This is a genomic window from Nitrospira calida, from assembly GCF_976986435.1.
On the sequence record NZ_OZ335950.1, the window covers coordinates 3,152,474 to 3,167,978 of the forward strand.

At 61.2% G+C, this 15,505-nt stretch carries 14 protein-coding genes and 3 pseudogenes; 12 read left to right on the forward strand and 5 right to left on the reverse strand.

Annotated features, from left to right (window positions below):
- The first annotated feature begins 142 nt into the window (after positions 1-142).
- Positions 143-679 (forward strand): hypothetical protein, encoded by a 537-nt coding sequence (locus tag ACWHTU_RS15360; protein ID WP_447860267.1) that lies wholly within the window; start codon positions 143-145, stop codon positions 677-679.
- Between the two features lie 122 nt (positions 680-801).
- On the opposite strand, the gene ACWHTU_RS15365 is transcribed toward ACWHTU_RS15360, so the two are convergent.
- A complete protein-coding gene (locus ACWHTU_RS15365; RefSeq protein ID WP_447860268.1) occupies positions 802-1,215 on the reverse strand; it encodes a hypothetical protein in 414 nt (137 codons plus the stop codon).
- 149 nt (positions 1,216-1,364) lie between these two features.
- Here ACWHTU_RS15365 and ACWHTU_RS15370 point away from each other — a divergent pair, with 149 nt between their 5' ends.
- The 4 genes and pseudogenes from ACWHTU_RS15370 to ACWHTU_RS15385 form a co-directional block, all read left to right on the forward strand.
- Entirely contained in the window at positions 1,365-1,613 is a 249-nt protein-coding gene (locus tag ACWHTU_RS15370; RefSeq protein ID WP_447860269.1) for a hypothetical protein, read from the forward strand.
- A 248-nt stretch (positions 1,614-1,861) separates the two neighbouring features.
- Complete coding sequence (locus ACWHTU_RS15375) at positions 1,862-2,209, forward strand: hypothetical protein (protein ID WP_447860270.1); 348 nt, start codon at positions 1,862-1,864, stop codon at positions 2,207-2,209.
- Between the two features lie 4 nt (positions 2,210-2,213).
- Positions 2,214-2,593: pseudogene (locus tag ACWHTU_RS15380) on the forward strand (pyridoxamine 5'-phosphate oxidase family protein); the annotation flags it as partial.
- A 153-nt stretch (positions 2,594-2,746) separates the two neighbouring features.
- Positions 2,747-3,136 (forward strand): annotated as a pseudogene (locus tag ACWHTU_RS15385) (GAF domain-containing protein); the annotation flags it as partial.
- A gap of 319 nt (positions 3,137-3,455) precedes the next feature.
- On the opposite strand, the gene ACWHTU_RS15390 reads toward ACWHTU_RS15385, so the two are convergent.
- Both ACWHTU_RS15390 and ACWHTU_RS15395 read right to left on the reverse strand, forming a co-directional pair.
- Positions 3,456-4,832, reverse strand: a complete 1,377-nt coding sequence (locus tag ACWHTU_RS15390; protein ID WP_447860271.1) for an FAD-dependent oxidoreductase — start codon at positions 4,830-4,832, stop codon at positions 3,456-3,458.
- Positions 4,833-4,982: 150 nt separating this feature from the next.
- A complete protein-coding gene (locus ACWHTU_RS15395) occupies positions 4,983-6,191 on the reverse strand; it encodes a hypothetical protein (RefSeq protein ID WP_447860272.1) in 1,209 nt (402 codons plus the stop codon).
- Positions 6,192-6,418: 227 nt separating this feature from the next.
- Here ACWHTU_RS15395 and ACWHTU_RS15400 point away from each other — a divergent pair, with 227 nt between their 5' ends.
- Together ACWHTU_RS15400 and ACWHTU_RS15405 are read left to right on the forward strand one after the other, a co-directional pair.
- Positions 6,419-6,820: a hypothetical protein gene (locus ACWHTU_RS15400; RefSeq protein ID WP_447860273.1), complete on the forward strand. Its 402-nt coding sequence runs from the start codon at positions 6,419-6,421 to the stop codon at positions 6,818-6,820.
- 300 nt (positions 6,821-7,120) lie between these two features.
- A pseudogene (locus tag ACWHTU_RS15405) lies at positions 7,121-8,155 on the forward strand (IS481 family transposase).
- A gap of 147 nt (positions 8,156-8,302) precedes the next feature.
- Here the strand turns inward: ACWHTU_RS15405 and ACWHTU_RS15410 are convergent.
- Positions 8,303-9,322, reverse strand: a complete 1,020-nt coding sequence (locus tag ACWHTU_RS15410; RefSeq protein WP_447863377.1) for an aldo/keto reductase — start codon at positions 9,320-9,322, stop codon at positions 8,303-8,305.
- A gap of 179 nt (positions 9,323-9,501) precedes the next feature.
- On the opposite strand from ACWHTU_RS15410, the gene ACWHTU_RS15415 reads away from it, so the two are divergent.
- Positions 9,502-10,416 carry an AEC family transporter gene (locus tag ACWHTU_RS15415; RefSeq protein WP_447860274.1) on the forward strand — a complete coding sequence of 305 codons (915 nt, stop codon included), beginning with the start codon at positions 9,502-9,504 and terminating at the stop codon, positions 10,414-10,416.
- Between the two features lie 327 nt (positions 10,417-10,743).
- Complete coding sequence (locus ACWHTU_RS15420; protein WP_447860275.1) at positions 10,744-11,799, forward strand: isocitrate/isopropylmalate family dehydrogenase; 1,056 nt, start codon at positions 10,744-10,746, stop codon at positions 11,797-11,799.
- A gap of 64 nt (positions 11,800-11,863) precedes the next feature.
- Here the strand turns inward: ACWHTU_RS15420 and ACWHTU_RS15425 are convergent, their stop codons facing one another.
- Entirely contained in the window at positions 11,864-13,423 is a 1,560-nt protein-coding gene (locus ACWHTU_RS15425) for an ATP-dependent DNA ligase (protein WP_447863378.1), read from the reverse strand.
- Between the two features lie 355 nt (positions 13,424-13,778).
- Between ACWHTU_RS15425 and ACWHTU_RS15430 the strand changes: the two genes are divergently transcribed.
- The 3 genes from ACWHTU_RS15430 to ACWHTU_RS15440 all read left to right on the forward strand — a co-directional run bounded on the left by ACWHTU_RS15430 (position 13,779) and on the right by ACWHTU_RS15440 (position 15,464).
- On the forward strand, positions 13,779-14,567 hold the full coding sequence (locus tag ACWHTU_RS15430) for an IS110 family transposase (protein ID WP_447860277.1): 789 nt from the start codon (positions 13,779-13,781) through the stop codon (positions 14,565-14,567).
- A gap of 39 nt (positions 14,568-14,606) precedes the next feature.
- Positions 14,607-14,813, forward strand: coding sequence for a hypothetical protein (locus tag ACWHTU_RS15435; RefSeq protein ID WP_447860278.1), 207 nt, complete (start codon positions 14,607-14,609; stop codon positions 14,811-14,813).
- Between the two features lie 225 nt (positions 14,814-15,038).
- The gene (locus ACWHTU_RS15440) at positions 15,039-15,464 is read left to right on the forward strand and encodes a hypothetical protein (protein ID WP_447860279.1); all 426 of its coding nucleotides are present in this window, start codon (positions 15,039-15,041) and stop codon (positions 15,462-15,464) included.
- Positions 15,465-15,505 lie beyond the last annotated feature (41 nt).

The window sequence follows — 15,505 nt, forward strand, 5'->3', positions numbered from 1 at the left end:
CTACCGTCCGGCTCGTCAATCACGGCCGTGAACCGCACCACATTCAACTGCTTCGCCTGGAAAAGGGCAAACGTCCGGAAGACCTCGCTGCGGTGCTTCGGGAGCCCGTGCTGGCGCTCCCCTCTCCTCTTGGGCGAAACGAATGGGTGGGCCGAATGGAGTCGAACCCGGGGAAGAAGGGGAAGCCGTGGTCTATCTGGCCCCGGGTTCTTACGTCCTCATCTGCACGATCCCGGCGCGCGATGGGAGACCGCACGTTGCGCTGGGCATGCGGAGGTCGCTGCAGGTGGTCAAAGAGACAGCGCCGAAACCGACCTTTTCGGGGCATTACCATCTGGCGCTGCGCGATTTCCAATTCGACATCGTGGAACGTATCAGGCCGGGACGCCATACCTTTTATACCGTCAATCGCGGAGGTCAACCGCATGAGGTCAGTCTTTTCCGGCTCGCCGCGGACGCGTCGCCGGACCAGATTCTATCCGCATGGACGCTGGGCTACGGTGTTCCGTTACCTGGAAAGCTGGTCGGAGGGATTACCGAGTTGGAGCCCGGCGGAGAAGGCGTGTTCACCGCCACGTTATCACCCGGCCGCTATGCCTTGATCTGCTTGTTTTCTAATCCCTATCTTCAGAACTCCCATGCCCGAAAGGGTATGGTCCTGGACTTCACGATCAAATAGCGGTCGCGAAAACACCGGTCGCTCTGCCCGCATCCTTAGCGACGTCTACTTCACGGTAAAGTTCAGCGCCATGCCCTTCGCAACATGCGACGCATTGCTCTCGGCGTCCATGAAAAAGCAGATCAACCCGTACTGGCCTGCTCAAAATGCGCCTGGAAGAATCCGTGCCCGCCGCGGTCTAGTCCCACAATGCCTCCCAACACCTGACCGGGCGGAGGACCGGCTGCGCCGGGCTCGAAGGCCGCGATGAAATCCTTCGCCGTTGCGCCGGGCGTCAGCTTGACCACGACGGCTTCGTGCGGCTGACTGCCGGCGTTGAGCACCTGAATCGTGTGCGTTCCCGCCTCAACGGGTTTGGAAAGACTGAAGTGAAAGTCACTCCGGGTGATGATCAGGTCCGGAACGGGCTCTTTATCAGCCGCAACGACGGCCGGCGTGACCAAGAGCGGTTTTTCCATCCCCAACGCCACATGCGGCACCCCGGGTTTATCGGGAATCAGACAAAGCACCACATAGTTGCCGGCCTCGAGCCTCATCGTCGTCGATGTCTTGCTTCCGGGAAACACCGCGTTCGGCCCGCCGACAAAGCTCACCCAACTCGGTGGCCGGGACGGGTTCGCCTGCATCGCCGCGCGGAAGTCCGCCGCGGTCTTGTCTTGTGTTGAGCCAACCTGACGATCTGCACATGATGCAGATCCTGCCCCTGATTGATGATTTCCACCGTCGTTACTCAGGCCGGTACGCGGTCGGGTCCACTGAACCTGTGGTCATGGGCGACAAAAACGACGGAAGGGCCATTCTCGCGAGCAGCCACGACGGCTTCGCCGCCGGTTGCCTCCTCAAAAAAGCAATGGCCAGTACCAGGACAGAAAGGCCGACGAGTGATGGAAATAGCACGTGTCGTATGGGAACCTCCTCCATGTTTGGCCAGTAAGGGTGAGTGACGATGATCGGCGGGACCAGCCGCCACCCTTCAACGGGGCCAACCCTAGCATAGGAGGGCGAGCGGAAATTCCTAAGAATATGCTGTCGTTTGCCTAATTCTTTCTTAAATGCGTTTTCGTTGTTTCCCTCATGATCCCTCAACAGGTGTACGACTTCCTCCAGACCGGCGTCTCCGTCGTCGTCGGCACGCGTGACGCGCACCTCTTGCCGGAGTGCACGCGGGCCTAGGGCATCCGCGTGGGAGACAACCGCACCTCGGTCACAATCTTGCTCACGGAGGCGATTTCCCGGAAGACACTCCAGAACTTGAGAGAGAACGGACTGATCGCCGTCAGTTGCACGCGGCCGACCGATCACGTGACCTGCCAACTCAAGGGACGAGCACAAGTAATCCGGCCCGCGCATCAGTGCGACCGGGAATGCAGCAGGAACTGGCACCGCGACTTTTTAGGAGAAATCGCCGCCGTCGGCGTTCCGGCTCAGCTTGGCGAAGCCTGGGTCACCGAGCCCGGTTTGGCCGTCGAGATCGACGTGACGGAGGTCTTTCTACAGACACCGGGTCCCGGCGCCGGAGAGAGGGTGTAAGCTTATGGAAACAACCGCGCCGCAGATCGAAGACCTCTGGCCCTGTTTCCAGGGCATCATCCCCACCGCGTTGAGCACCTGTTCGCGCGACGGCACCCCAAATATCACGTTCCTCAGCCAGGTGTACTACATTGACGCCACGCACGTGGCGATCTCATTTCAATTCTTCAACAAGACGCACAAGAACGTTCGAGAAAATCCGCTGGCCTGCGCCATGATCCTCGACCCCGGAACCTCCAGGCCTATCGGTTGTACCTGCGGTATGACCATTCCGAATCGGCCGGTCTGTTGTTCGAGTCGATGTCCCCGCAACTGCAGGCCGTCGCGTCCTATGCGGGGATGACGGACATCTTTCGTTTGCGGGCGGCCGACGTGCACGAGGTGTTGCGCCTCGAGCGGATGGACGGCTTCACCCGCTTGCCCACCCCACCGTCCTCGGAACGCCCCTCCCGCCTGTTTGTGGACAACGACCTGGTGTCGCTCCGGCTCCTGGCCGAACGCCTGAACCGGCGCAAGCTGCTGGGCGACTTGCTGGAGATGGCGCTCCAACTCCTCGACGAATTGTTCGGCTTTCGTCACTCCACGATTTTGCTGGCGGACGAGCGCAACCAGAAACTGCTGACCATCGCGATCCAGGGTTATCCGGAAAACGGCGCGGAATCCGAGGTGGGATTCGGCGAGGGCTTGATCGGCATGGTCGCCGGAGCGAGACGCGCGCTGCATCTATCCACGATCGATCACAGCCTGCGGTACGCCCGCGCCGTGCGGGATCGCGCGGCGGTGGTCGCAGGGCCTGAGGCAGTGTGTCGGGAAACTCCGCTTCCCGGTCTGCCCGGAGCCGCAGGCCAGATCGCCATCCCGCTGGTCGCCCGCGGTCGCCTGGCGGGCGTGCTGGCGGTCGAAAGTGCGGAGCCGCTCGCCTTCATGCCTCGCGAAAATACCATCCTGACGATCTCGGCGGCGCACGTGGCGGCTGGAATCGAGCAACTCGGCCGCGAGGCGGAGGAACCGCCGTCGGCGACGTTCGCGCGACCGCAACCCGTGCATGCAGCGGTGTCACTGCCGCGTGCACGGCGGTTCTGCTTCTTTCACCGCGATGACTGTATCTTTGTGGACGGCGAATATCTGATTCGCAGCGTGCCGGGCCGCATTCTGTGGCGCTTGCTTACCCAGTACCGCCAGGAAGGCCGGTCCGAGTTCACCAACCGCGAGCTCCGGATGGATCCATGGCTCGGCCTGCCCGAGATCAAGGACAACTTGGAAAGCCGGCTGATCCTGCTGCGCAAACGGCTGGAACAGAAATGCCAGCTTGTCCCCTGTGGCCGGGGTCGTTTCGCCCTGGAGACGGACGCGGCGATCGAGCTGTGAGAAAAGAAAGCTTAAAGCCCTGCTGAGTTACGGAGATGGCGCGCGTTTCCACATGCTCGGGACGGACGCCAATCCCAATCAACCAGGCAGGAATCCGGCGGAGAGAGGGAAATCGCGCCAGGAGGCGAAGAGGAAACGGAGGCGCAAGCGGACCCGCCTCTCCGAGCACACGTGTAATGACGCGCTTCTGGATGAAGCGCTGCACGCGCTGGGTCACGCGCGTCGGCCAGTCCCGCCGTTGCTGGACGCGGCGCAGATCGTCGGTCGTCAGTCGCTGTTCCCGCAACGGAGCGGCCAATAGATTCGCGGCCGCGACGGCATCCTGGATGGCGAGGTTGATGCCGACGCCGCCGATGGGCGACATGGCGTGCGCCGCATCACCGATGCACAGGAGTCCCGGACGGAACCATTGACGCAACCGATCGACCTGGACCGTGAGCAGTTTGATCGCCTCCCAGTCTTGCAGTTCGCCGACGCGATCGGCCACAAACGGCGCGAGCTGCGCCACACTGTCGCGAAACGCCGCCAACCCTCGAGCCTGGAATTGATCGCGTGAGCCTTTGGGAATGACAAAGCCGCACTGCCAGTAGTCGCCGCGGTTCAGCATGATGAAAATCCGCCCGGTATCGAAGCGCCCGATCGGGTCCTCGGGATCGACCGCTCGACGCGACAGCCGGAACCACAGCACGTCCATCGGCGCGCCGAACTCTTCCACTGACAAGCCGGCCTGTGCCCGGACGACCGAATGCCGGCCGTCGGCGGCGACGACCAGGTTCGCGCGCACCTCCAACGGGCCGTCCGCGGTCTGCGCGTGAAGTCCGACTATACGACCCGCCTCTTCGATAAGGCCGGTCACTTCGGCCCGCATCCTCAACTGAAAGCCGGGATACCGAGCCCCCTCTCGGGCGAGGAAGTCGAGAAAATCCCACTGTGGCATGAACGCGACGAAGCGACACCGGGTCGGCAGATGGGTGAAGTCCGCCACCGTCAGCGCCAGGTCGCCGAACCGCGCATTGATCCGGGGCACCTTCTGGTGGGGCAGCTTCAGCAGATCTTCCAGCAGCCCAAGTTCGTGCAGAACTTCGAGCGTGGAGGGATGAATCGTGTCCCCGCGAAAATCCCGGAGGAAGTCGGCGTGCTTCTCCAGGACAAGCACATCCACGCCGGTGCGGGCCAGCAGCAGTCCGAGCATCATCCCGGCCGGACCGCCTCCCGCGATGCCACAGCAAGCTGAGACTTTCTCCGCACTACTCATGGGGAATCCTTATCAGTTCGCCGCTGTCTCTCCGCAGTGATCGAGATGCCGGGCGCCGACAGCCTTTTCCTGTCTCTCGTGACCGGCTGTGTTGACTGGTGCATGAATTCGGAAAGGGCAACCTTGCTTCGCGCGACCCGCCCCCTTCCCTCACTTGGGGGCAGTGCTCGCGTCCTGGACCACGTGACCTCGCATGGACTTCTCGACAATGTTGTGCTGAATTTCGAGCGCGATGACGCGGGCGAGCTGATCCGTCGAGAGCGCCCCCATCGGCAGGCCCTTCGTGTCCGCATAAAACGGGTCGTCCGGGGCCGCCGTTCGGTACGTGTTGACCAACACCGCAGCCGGTTGAATCGGATGTTCGCTGTTCCCCACCAGCACGGCCTTGTCTTCCGGAAGCACCCGGGTGCGCGTGGCCCAATCCCGCTGATCGATTTTGACAAACGCGACGCTCCAAATTTTTCCGTTTAGCAGGCTGCGGACCGCCTTCGGCGTGTGTTCCGAAAAATACGGGTCCCGCACGATCTTCTGCAGAGCCTCACGGACCCGAATGTCATAGAGCTTGATCGTGGAATCGGGATGGCTCGGCTGAACTAGCGTGGTGGTGCCGACTTCGTAAAACGGTTGCCCCTGCAAGCTCTTTAAGTCGTCCACGGTTCTCAGATACGTGTCGAACAGTCGTTGAAGGAGACGTTCTCGCTCCTCCCCCGACATCTCCCGAATCTCTTTGTCCGTGCGAATTGGCGCATCTTTGAGGTTGCGTTCGACCGCCACGGTTTTGGCCTTGGGAGACGTATCCGCTTTGCTGACGACCCACTGGAATTCTCGGGCCAGAACCGGGACCAGTTTGTCGGGATGTCCCAGATAGCCCTTGTCTTTCAGTGACGACGCACTGATCAGCAGCTTGACCCGGCCCGGATTTGTCGTACGGGCAACCAGAAACGCAAACTCCTTTCCGTCCCGATTCACCACGGTGGGCTCGACGACGACTTTGTCGAGCGCGTCTTTCTTCAAGGCTTCATCAAATCGCGCATAGTCGGTCCGATGTTGCAGCATGATGGTGAGGGCATCGACGACAGTCTGGACAGCGGCTTCGACGTGGGTTTGGTCAAGCCCCCCGCCTGCCGGCGTCGCGTTTCCCGTACCCAGGAAGATCCGAAATGATGCGCCCGGGATCGCATATCCCGGCCCGGTTGGCTCATGACTCTCTTCCTCCGCATGACCCGCATGGCCCTGATGGCTGGCGTGCGCCGGCAGTGTGAGAAAGGCCAGCCATCCCATTGCCAACATCGGCACCATGCCTGGTCTGATCCAAAGTCCAACATATCCCCGAGTACGGTTCTGTGTGATCTGCTTCATGTTCCCCTCCTTCGACGAAAGACTCATCGCCAAAGCAAGGCTGATTGATCCGCGATGGGTATTCTACACCTCCGCGCTTTGGATTGGACGACCGACGAGAGAGCACGGCGCAAGCCGTACTCTTATGAAAGACGTGCGCTCCGCCGGATCAGGCAACATAGGCGCGTGCCGGATGACACCAATGACTGCTTGGAGTAGACTAAAGCTGAACAATCAGGGGGGCGGCTATGGCGGACAGAAAATACGGTCAGCGGGGGTATCGGGACTATGAAAAGCCGGAACGAGCAAAGTCAGGAAGGCCATCGGGCCCGCGTACGCCCGCGATGCTTCCGAGTCGAACCGTCGTCCGTTGCGCCGACTGCGGAACGCAGCTCCCCCCGCTGACCGATGCGCAGGGCCAGTGCCCCAAGTGTCACGCCGAGCTGCATGCTTGCCAGCAGTGTACCCACTTCGCTCCGGGCCAGCGGTTCGAATGCTCCCAGCCGATCCCCGAGCGCATCGCCGACAAGCGCGCGCGCAACGAATGCCCCTTTTTTTCACTGCGCGTCACGGTCGAGCGGGAAACGTCGTCGGGATCGTCCGGTCCTGAAGCCGCACGGCGCGCCTTGCAGAATCTCTTCAAGAAATAGTGCGTTAGGCTGACGACACACCGCGCGTCCGGCGGCGCGTCTTTCAGGGAAGGTCCCCGCGCATGTCTCGTCCTCGATCGGCTTCCTCCCTGGTCACGAGCATGTATCCGCCAACATCTCCCGCACTTTGTCGGCCAGGATGCCAGAACCGAACGGTTTCGGGAGAAATCTCGCGTCCACAAAAGGGGTCGGGACTCTTTTCGTGAGGAAGACAAATTGCATTAAGAATAAAGTGTGAAAGCTAGAACTTAATCGGACAGTCAGGGAGAGTCCTTGCCTTCACCGAAAGGAGCGAGGACGCTGACCACGGAACCGAAGATCATCAAGACGAAGGTGGATGTCTTGGAGTTGGCGAAGCAACTCGGCAGCGTCCCGAAGGCCTGTCAGGTGATGGGTTACAGTCGAGCTAGCTTCTATCGGTTCAAAGAACTCTATGCCCCAGGGGGCGAGGCCGCCCTCCAGGAGATTTCCCGGCGGAAGCCGCTCCGGAAGAATCGGGTCTCGCCCGACGGGGAACAGGCCCTTGTGCAGATGGCCAGCGACCAACCAGCCTGGGGCCCACAGCGCGTGGCAAACGAACTCCGCAAACAGGCCCTGCCAATCTCCCCCGTGGGCATCCGGTGCATCTGGCTCCGGCACGATCTGGAGACGATGCGGACGCAGCTGAGGGCGCTAGACGCGAAGGGCGCCCAAGAAGGCCGCGTCTTAACCGAAGCCCAAGTCGTGGCTTGGAGCAAGCCCCAGCGGACAAAGAAGCGCATGGCGAGTTTGAAAGTGAATGCCCGGGCTCCTGGGGGGCGCAGGACACGTTCTCTCTCGGGACACTCCAGGGCGTGGGCCGGATCGACCAACAGACCTTCAGCGATACCTCCAGCAAGGTCGGGTTTGCCAAGCCGTATGACCCCCAAACGCCGGTCACGGCTGCCGAGCTGCTGAATGACCGGGGGTTGCCGTTCTTCGAGCAGCACGCGATTCCGCTGAATCGCGTCCTCACGGATCGCGGCACGGAGTACGGTGGGGCGCCGGAGCGCCATGAGTACGAATGGTATCTCGCCGTCGAGAACATCGATCACACCCGGACCAAGACGCAGCATCCCCAGACCAACGGAATCGGTGAACGATTCCACACGCCCCTGCTCAATGCGTTCTATCGCGTGGCGTTCTGGAAGAAGCTCTATCGGACGCTGGGCGAGCATCCAGACTGACTGGGATGCCTGGTTGCAGGCGTACAACGAACAGCGAACCCATCAGAGACGCGGGTGTTCTGGTAAGCCGCCGATGCAGCCATTTGTTGCGAGCGTGTCGCTGACGAAGGAGAAAATGTTAGCGGCCTAAACCCGGTGAGGACTCACTGTCCGTCAGATGAAGCCATGAGTTGTACAAATAAAGACTCCCGACCCCTTTTCATGTCTCTTTCTCGTCTTGATTGCGCAATCGGTTGCTCGTTCAGGACGAGTATGCTGCATGCTCTGCGAACAACGCTCATAATAATCCATGCTGTTCCCGCCCAATGCGGCCGTCGTAGCGATTAGAGGACTTGAACAGCTCGAAGCGGCCGTCCATGGCGTAACGGGCCACGCGGATGCGCAGGGTTTGCATCTCGGCGGCGGTCATCGGCGTGAAGCGGCGCACGATGTCGAGATTCTGCTGCAGCACCTCCCGCGAGTCGATGCCGCTCACGATGGACGCCACTGGCAGGCTCAACACATAGCGCAGGGCTTCTTCCGCAGTGATGATCCCCTGCCTGATCGGCGCCCCGTTCCCACTCATCGTTTTCATGGCTAGCGGCGCGATGCCGCGCTGGTTCAACACCGGCAGGACGTCTTGCTCGAAACTCCGGTAGGTGCTGTCGAACACGTTCAGCGGTAACTGGCAGGTGTCGAACGGAAAGTCATAGGCCAGCATCTTGAGGTGGATCGTCGGGTCTTTGTGTCCCGTAAAGCCGATGAACCGGACCTTGCCCTGCCGCTTGGCCTCGAGCAACGCCTCCACCGCCCCGCCTGGTGCAAAATGCCGATCAGGATCGTCGTCATAGATCACTTCGTGAATCTGCCAGAGATCCAGATAATCTGTGCGCAGCCGGCGCAAGGATTCTTCAAGCTGCTGCATGGCCACTTTCTTATCGCGTCCGTGCGAGCAGACCTTGGTCATGAGAAAAACTTGTTGCCGCCTCCCCTGAAGCGCTTTGCCCATCCATTCTTCAGCTCGTCCACCGCTATATTCCCAGGCGTTATCCAGGAAGGTGACGCCGGCGTCGATGGCTTCATGGATGACCCGCATGGCCTCGGCTTCTGAATTCATCCGGCTCCAATGGGCCCCGCCGAAACAGAGCACCGAGACTTCCACCCCCGTTTTGCCCAGCGCGCGCTTCGGAATTTCGCCGGTTGTCGTACCGCGCTCGGTATCTTGGCTGGTTGTCGCTGCTGGTGCCATCGCTTCCGCCAACCCTCTTGGGCCGCTCAAGACCAGGGCTGAACCGACCACACCGAGCGTTTTAAGCATCTGGCGCCGGTCGAGCGCTCTCGACCAGAAGTTTGCCAGGTCTTGCTGGAGGTTCTTGGAATCCATCGCGTTCCTCCCATTCGATGATGACGTTGGCCAGTCTACGGCAGAAGAAAATATAGCCGCTGCCTCCTCATCTTTGTTACTCTGCCGCGACCACTCTGGCAAGTGAAGTTGTTATGCCCCACGCGCTGCAAGCCTTTGTCGCGATCTTTGTGGTCGGCGCCGTGCTCCGCTCCGTCGATCTCCTCACCAAGTCCCATGCCGAGCGGCTCGCCGCGTTCGTCTTCTCGATCAGCCTGCCGGCCACGATTCTCATCTCACTCGATCGGATTGGCTTCGATGCCGCCGCGTGGAAAATTCCGCTCTCCGCCTGCCTGATCACGCTGCCGCTCATCGCCCTGTCCTGGCTCTCCGTCCGCTGGTTGCAATGGCCACGCGCCAGGCAAGGCGGTTTCATTGTCGCCACCGGATGCATCAACAGCGTTTACTTTTCCTACCCAGTCACGCTCGCGACGTTCGGCGAAGAGGGTCTTGGCCAAGCCGTCCTGTTCGATCTGGGCCAGACCACGCTGACGCTCACGATCGTTTACGGCCTGGCCGCGTGGTACGGCGGGACGTCACCGACGGTCTGGTCTCCACTTGTCCGTTTCATCTCCTCCCCGCCACTCTGGGCGTTGCTGATCATTCTAGGGCTGAAAGGGCTCGGACTGACTCTCCCCGCGTGGGCGCATCTCGCCCTTACGCCGCTCCATCTCACAACGACGCCCTTGGCCAGCCTGGTGCTGGGGCTCTCGATCACGCCAGCCGCCGTCCGGCGCCAACTCCCGTTCGCCATGCTCGGCGCGGCCCTGCGCATGGGCGGCGGCTTGGCACTCGGGTTGACCGCCGTGAGGGTGCTTGACCTCGCCGCTCTTCAACGAGCCGTCGTGATTCTCGTTTCCGCTATGCCTTCCGCCGTCACAGCGGTGATCTTCGCCACCGAAACCAAACTTGACGAAGAGTTGGTCGCCTCGATCGTCGCCCTGTCGATCTGCGTGGGCATCGCCTTTCTTCCCTGGCTCCCCCAACTCTCTCCACTCCTCATCGGGTGACTTCAAGCCGTCCAGTAAAACAGGGGGGTCGGGATTCTTTTCTTGGCATGTTCTTGGCATGGCCTGCTAGGGTCAATGGAACGGCACATACGTTGACAGAGACAAGATGACTGTAACATGAGTCGAGGTGATTCGAAGGCGAAGATCTCGAGCCAGGCATGAGGATAAGTCATGAGCTTTTGATGAGAAAAGACCCCCGACCCCTTTTCTTCACTTTTCTTCACGACCCATTTTCTTCATCACTTGGCATTCGGAGTCTCGGACAAAGTATGATGGCGAGGGAATTCAGCGAACAGATTAATCGCGGACGAAGAGAGGGGCGGTCTTATGAACTCGACCATCGTGATCCTGGAGGGAGACCAAACGGGGCAAGAACTCCTCGAGGAGGCGCTCCGGGTGCTGGACCCCGCAGTGACGGGAGTTGCGCTCACGTTCAAACGTTTCGATTTGAGCCTTGGGAATCGGCGGGCCACCAAGAATCGTGTCGTCGAAGAGGCGGCAGAAGCTCTGCTCGCATACCGGTTTGGTTTGAAAGCGGCCACCATCACCACAGAGGGCGAGCCGGATCTGGGAAGCCCCAATGCCCTGCTGCGGGAGCGGGTCGACGGCACGGTCATCGTGCGCACTGGCCGGCGCATCCCCGGCGTGCCAACCCTGGCAAACGTCTACGCACCTATCGCGATCGTGCGGATGGCGGTCGGGGATGCGTACGGAGCGAAAGAGTGGCGGGAAGGGGAGGGACTTTCCCAGGTGGCTTATCGGATCGACCGGATCACCCGACGGCATTGCCGCGCGGTCGCCGAGTTCTCGTTCCGTCACGCCGAACGGTTGGGCGCTAAAGTCTTCGGCGGCCCCAAATACACGGTCAGCCCCATTTACGAGGGCATGCTCAAAGAAGAACTAGACGCGGCCGCCGCACGCTATCCTCATGTGCGCTACGAGCCGCAGCTCATCGACGCAACCTATGCGCTGCTGCTGGCCAATCCCGGCGACGCACTGGTGATCCCTGCTTTGAACCGGGACGGAGATTGTCTGTCCGATCTGGTCTTGCAAATGTTTGGGTCGATCGCAGGAGCCGAATCCCTTCTATTGAGCTTCGATGAGAGCTGGAATCTCCGCGTCATCATGGCGGAGGCACCGCATGGAACAGCACCCTCATTGTTTCGCAAGAACCTCGCCAACCCGATGGCCATGATCCTCGCGGCCGCGGCGCTCCTGTCTTACATCGGCAGCCGGGCGGCGGTGGTTGCGCAAGCAATCACGGAAGCGGTCTTCGAAGCCGTCTGCGCAGGGGTCCGCACCGCAGACTTGAAGGGCCATGCCACAACGACTGAGTTCACGGACGAGGTTATCAAGCGCACGCACGCGAAGCTGACGATCTAGCCGGTTGCATCCCTCGCTATCTTTCAGTAGACACCTCAGCTATTCAAACGGGAGCATCAGGGGTCTATCGAGCTAGCGCCTCGCCCGTTCCTCGTTTTTTGTGGAATAACGCCGTTACCGTCTGAACGGTATCGGCTTCGGCGGCTGACTTATCGGGTCGGAAGCGTTTCACGCGGGCGAACCGCAGGGCGAGACCGGCTGGATAGCGCGGTGATTCTTGAATCTCACTGAAGGCGATCTCCACGACAAGTTCCGGTCGCACATAGACCGTCCACTCGTCGCGGCTTACTTCGAGCGATAACAGCTTCTCCGTTTGCCACTTCAGCATCTCGTCCGTCAGCCCTTTAAACGTCTTCCCCAACATCACGTACTGCCCGCTCTGCGGATCGCGCGCGCCGAGATGCAGATTGGACAGCCGGCCGGAGCGCCGACCGTGGCCCCATTCCGCTGCCAGCACAACGAGGTCCAGCGTCGTCGCCGCCTTCAGCTTGAGCCAGTGAAAGCCGCGCTGCCCCGCGACATAGGGCGCGGAGAGTGACTTGGCCATGAGCCCTTCGTGCCCTGCATCCAACGCTTGCCGGAGAAAGGCCTCAGCCTCACTCCGGCTGTTTGTCACGAGGCGCGGCACGAGGGATGACGGAGTGATCTTGGTCAGGATCTCCATCCGTTGGTGATAGGGTCGTGCGATCAAAGACCCTTCGCGCTCGAGGTAGAGACAATCGAAGAAAAACGACGACAGCGGAATCTCCCGCCGGACCGCGTCCACATCCTTGATGCGGCCGAGCCGGCGCATCGTGATCTGGAACGGCAACGGCCGCCCGTCGGGCCGCAGCGCAATGGCTTCGCCTTCCAGCACCGCGTCGCGCACCGGCAAGGCATGGGCCCATTCGACGACTTCCGGAAGGCGTTCTGTCACATCCTGGAGTTGTCGAGTGAAAATCCTGACGACGTCTCCGCCCTTGTGGACCTGGATGCGGGCGCCGTCGAGCTTGTACTCAAAGGCCGCTTCCTCCAGCCGGTCTAACGCTTCTTCCACATCCTCAGCGCTGTTGGCCAGCATCGGCGCCACCGGTGTAAAGAGCCGCAGCGAAAAGCGGGAGAGCCCGGCCGCACCTTCTTCCAACGCCGCGCGGGCAACCTCGCCGATGTTGCCGGAGAACATGAAGGCCTGCCGGACATCGCCAGACGGAAGAACAGCAGCCTTGGCGATCACGTCCAGCAGCAATCCTTCCAATGCGCCTTGCCGGATTTCGCCCATCACCAATTGCGCAAGGAACCGGCGTTCCTCTGGACCGGCCCGCTCGAAGAGTCGGCGCAGCGCGCCGATCTTACGCTCGGTCGAACCGGCCCCTTGATCCGTCGCAATTCCGTCGAAGACCTGGTCAACCTCCGTCAATGTTAAGGACTCGCCGGACGCCGCCCCCTCGACCATCGCCTCCTGAATCATGCGCCAGCCCACGCCGATTCTGCCCTGCCGGAGCGCACCGGACAGATAGAGCGAAGCCAGTTCCGTTTCCTTGCCCTGCGTTTGGCGGAGACACTCAGCGAGGAGGGCCACTTTCTCTGTCTTCTTCGTGGTTGCCCGAACGTTGGCGACCACTTCGACCAATCGTGCCAGTCGCATGGTCGACATTATACGCGCTCTCTGGCCTTTCTGGCCTAAAGCCAGCCCTGAATCGCATGGATAAGCCGGATCCAGTGAACTCCCGCTTTCCGAGACCTTCCCCACTTGACAAAGTGAGGAGGGAAGGGAGGGGGTGAAGCCTCTAGCTGTTCGCTAATGGCTGCTGACTCTTCCTTTTTAGCGCAGAGGTGAAGAGCGGCATTGACCTGGGCGGACCAACATGCTTGACTACCGACCTCACCCTTTCTAAAAAGAGATTCTATGAATAGGGCCCCCTTTCAATTGGTTGACAGGCGAGGCACGAAGGCCCGACTGTCTGCGGTGAGCGATCACCACCAATGAAAGGGGGCAGCGTATGGTGTACGTCGGATTGGATGTCAGTGGCAAGAGCCTGGTGGTCTATGCGGTCAATGAACGGAAACAGCGCGTGTTCGCGGGGGAGCAGCCGGCCTCCCGGGCGGGACTGCGCGCGCTGCTGCGACAGGTGGGTCTCGGGGCCAAACTGGTCGCCTTCGAGGCGGGCAATCAGATGAAGTGGATCGCGGAGACCTTGCAGACGCTGCCGGAGGTCCAGGTGCATGTGGGGCATCCGAACGAGGTGAAGTGGATCACCGAGAGTCGGGGCAAGACGGATCGGGTGGATGCGAAGAAGCTGGCGGAGCTGGCCCGAGCGGGGATGTTGCCGCGAGCCGTGCATGTGGTAGAGGGGCCTGTCCGGGAGCTGCGCGAGTTGGTGAGTGCGCGGCAGCAACTGCAGAGCAAGCGCATCGCGCTGATCAACACGATCCGGGGCGATGTGTACCAAGAAGGGTATCGGCTCCCAGAGAAGTTCTTTGCTGGCACGACCTGGCAGGCGAAGCTGGCGCGGCTGCCGGTGAGTGCGCCGCTGAAGCTGATCATGCAGACGTTCATGGCGAGCATCGAGGCGTTGAGTGCGGCGGAGCGGCAGCTCACGGCTCGGCTCGAGGCGATCGAGGATCCGCGCTGTCCCCTGCTGGAGAGCATCCCGGCCATTGGGCCACTGTCGGCCCGGGTGTTGGTGAGCGCATTGGACGAGGCCCAGCGGTTTGAGGATAGCAAGGCCGTGGCGAACTATGGGGCGCTGGCCCCGACCATCTATCAGAGTGGGGCAGTCCGGCCATGAGGACGGATCAATCGGGATGGCCGGGGCGAGGTGCGACGCGTGCTCCTGCAGTGCGCGCATACGGTGGCGCGGATGAAGAGCCACGGGGCCAAGCCCTTGCAACGATTCTTCGCCCGCATCGCCCGCCGACGAGGGAAGAAGATCGCGGTCGTGGCCTTAGCGCGGAAGCTGCTGACCACGGCCTACGGCGTGCTGAAGTCCGGCGAGCGCGATGATCCGCGCAGGCTCGAGCCCGCGACCGCGTAGCATGCGAGAGACCGTCGGATCAGGTTGGCGCACCCTGATGGACAAGCAAGGACAGTGAGCCCGCATGTGCCTTGAGGCACGCACCTCGTTCTGGAGATTGGGCGGCTGTCTTTGAACCGGAAGGTTGGGCGACCCGAGCCCGCATGGGAGGTTAACGGTCCATCATATTATTAGTCAGGGCCTTGTGTTCCCTGTTGACAGAGGCCCTATTCATGGGAGGCGGGCATGCGTCGTATCTTCGGTATTCTGGCGTTGAATGCTTGCGCTCACCGGCTGCAGCTATGTGTTCTATCCGCACGCTCAAGACTTTGCGGAGAAGGCGAAAGGGGCCACGCACGTCGAAACGTTGATCAACCTCACGACGAGTTGGAAGCCAGCGCGAAGGCCGCCAGAAGCGGCAGAGGATCCGATCAGGCGCTGAACGATCTCCACAATCAACTTCATGCGTTCGATAACACCCTCTGTTGCGTGGAGAAGGCCGTGCGCGAGCAACCAACCTATGCTCTCGCCGTGACGCACAGCAAGGAGTTGTGGGCGATTTTCAAGCGCGCCTGGAAGTTCAAAGACGATCAACCACAGCGTGAACAACACTTGGATCTGTTCGCCTCGGAAGTCAAAGAGCTGCGCGAGACATTGCAGAGCTTGAAGTGAACGACGCGTATCGCGACAGGCGTCAACCGTCACTGGTCATT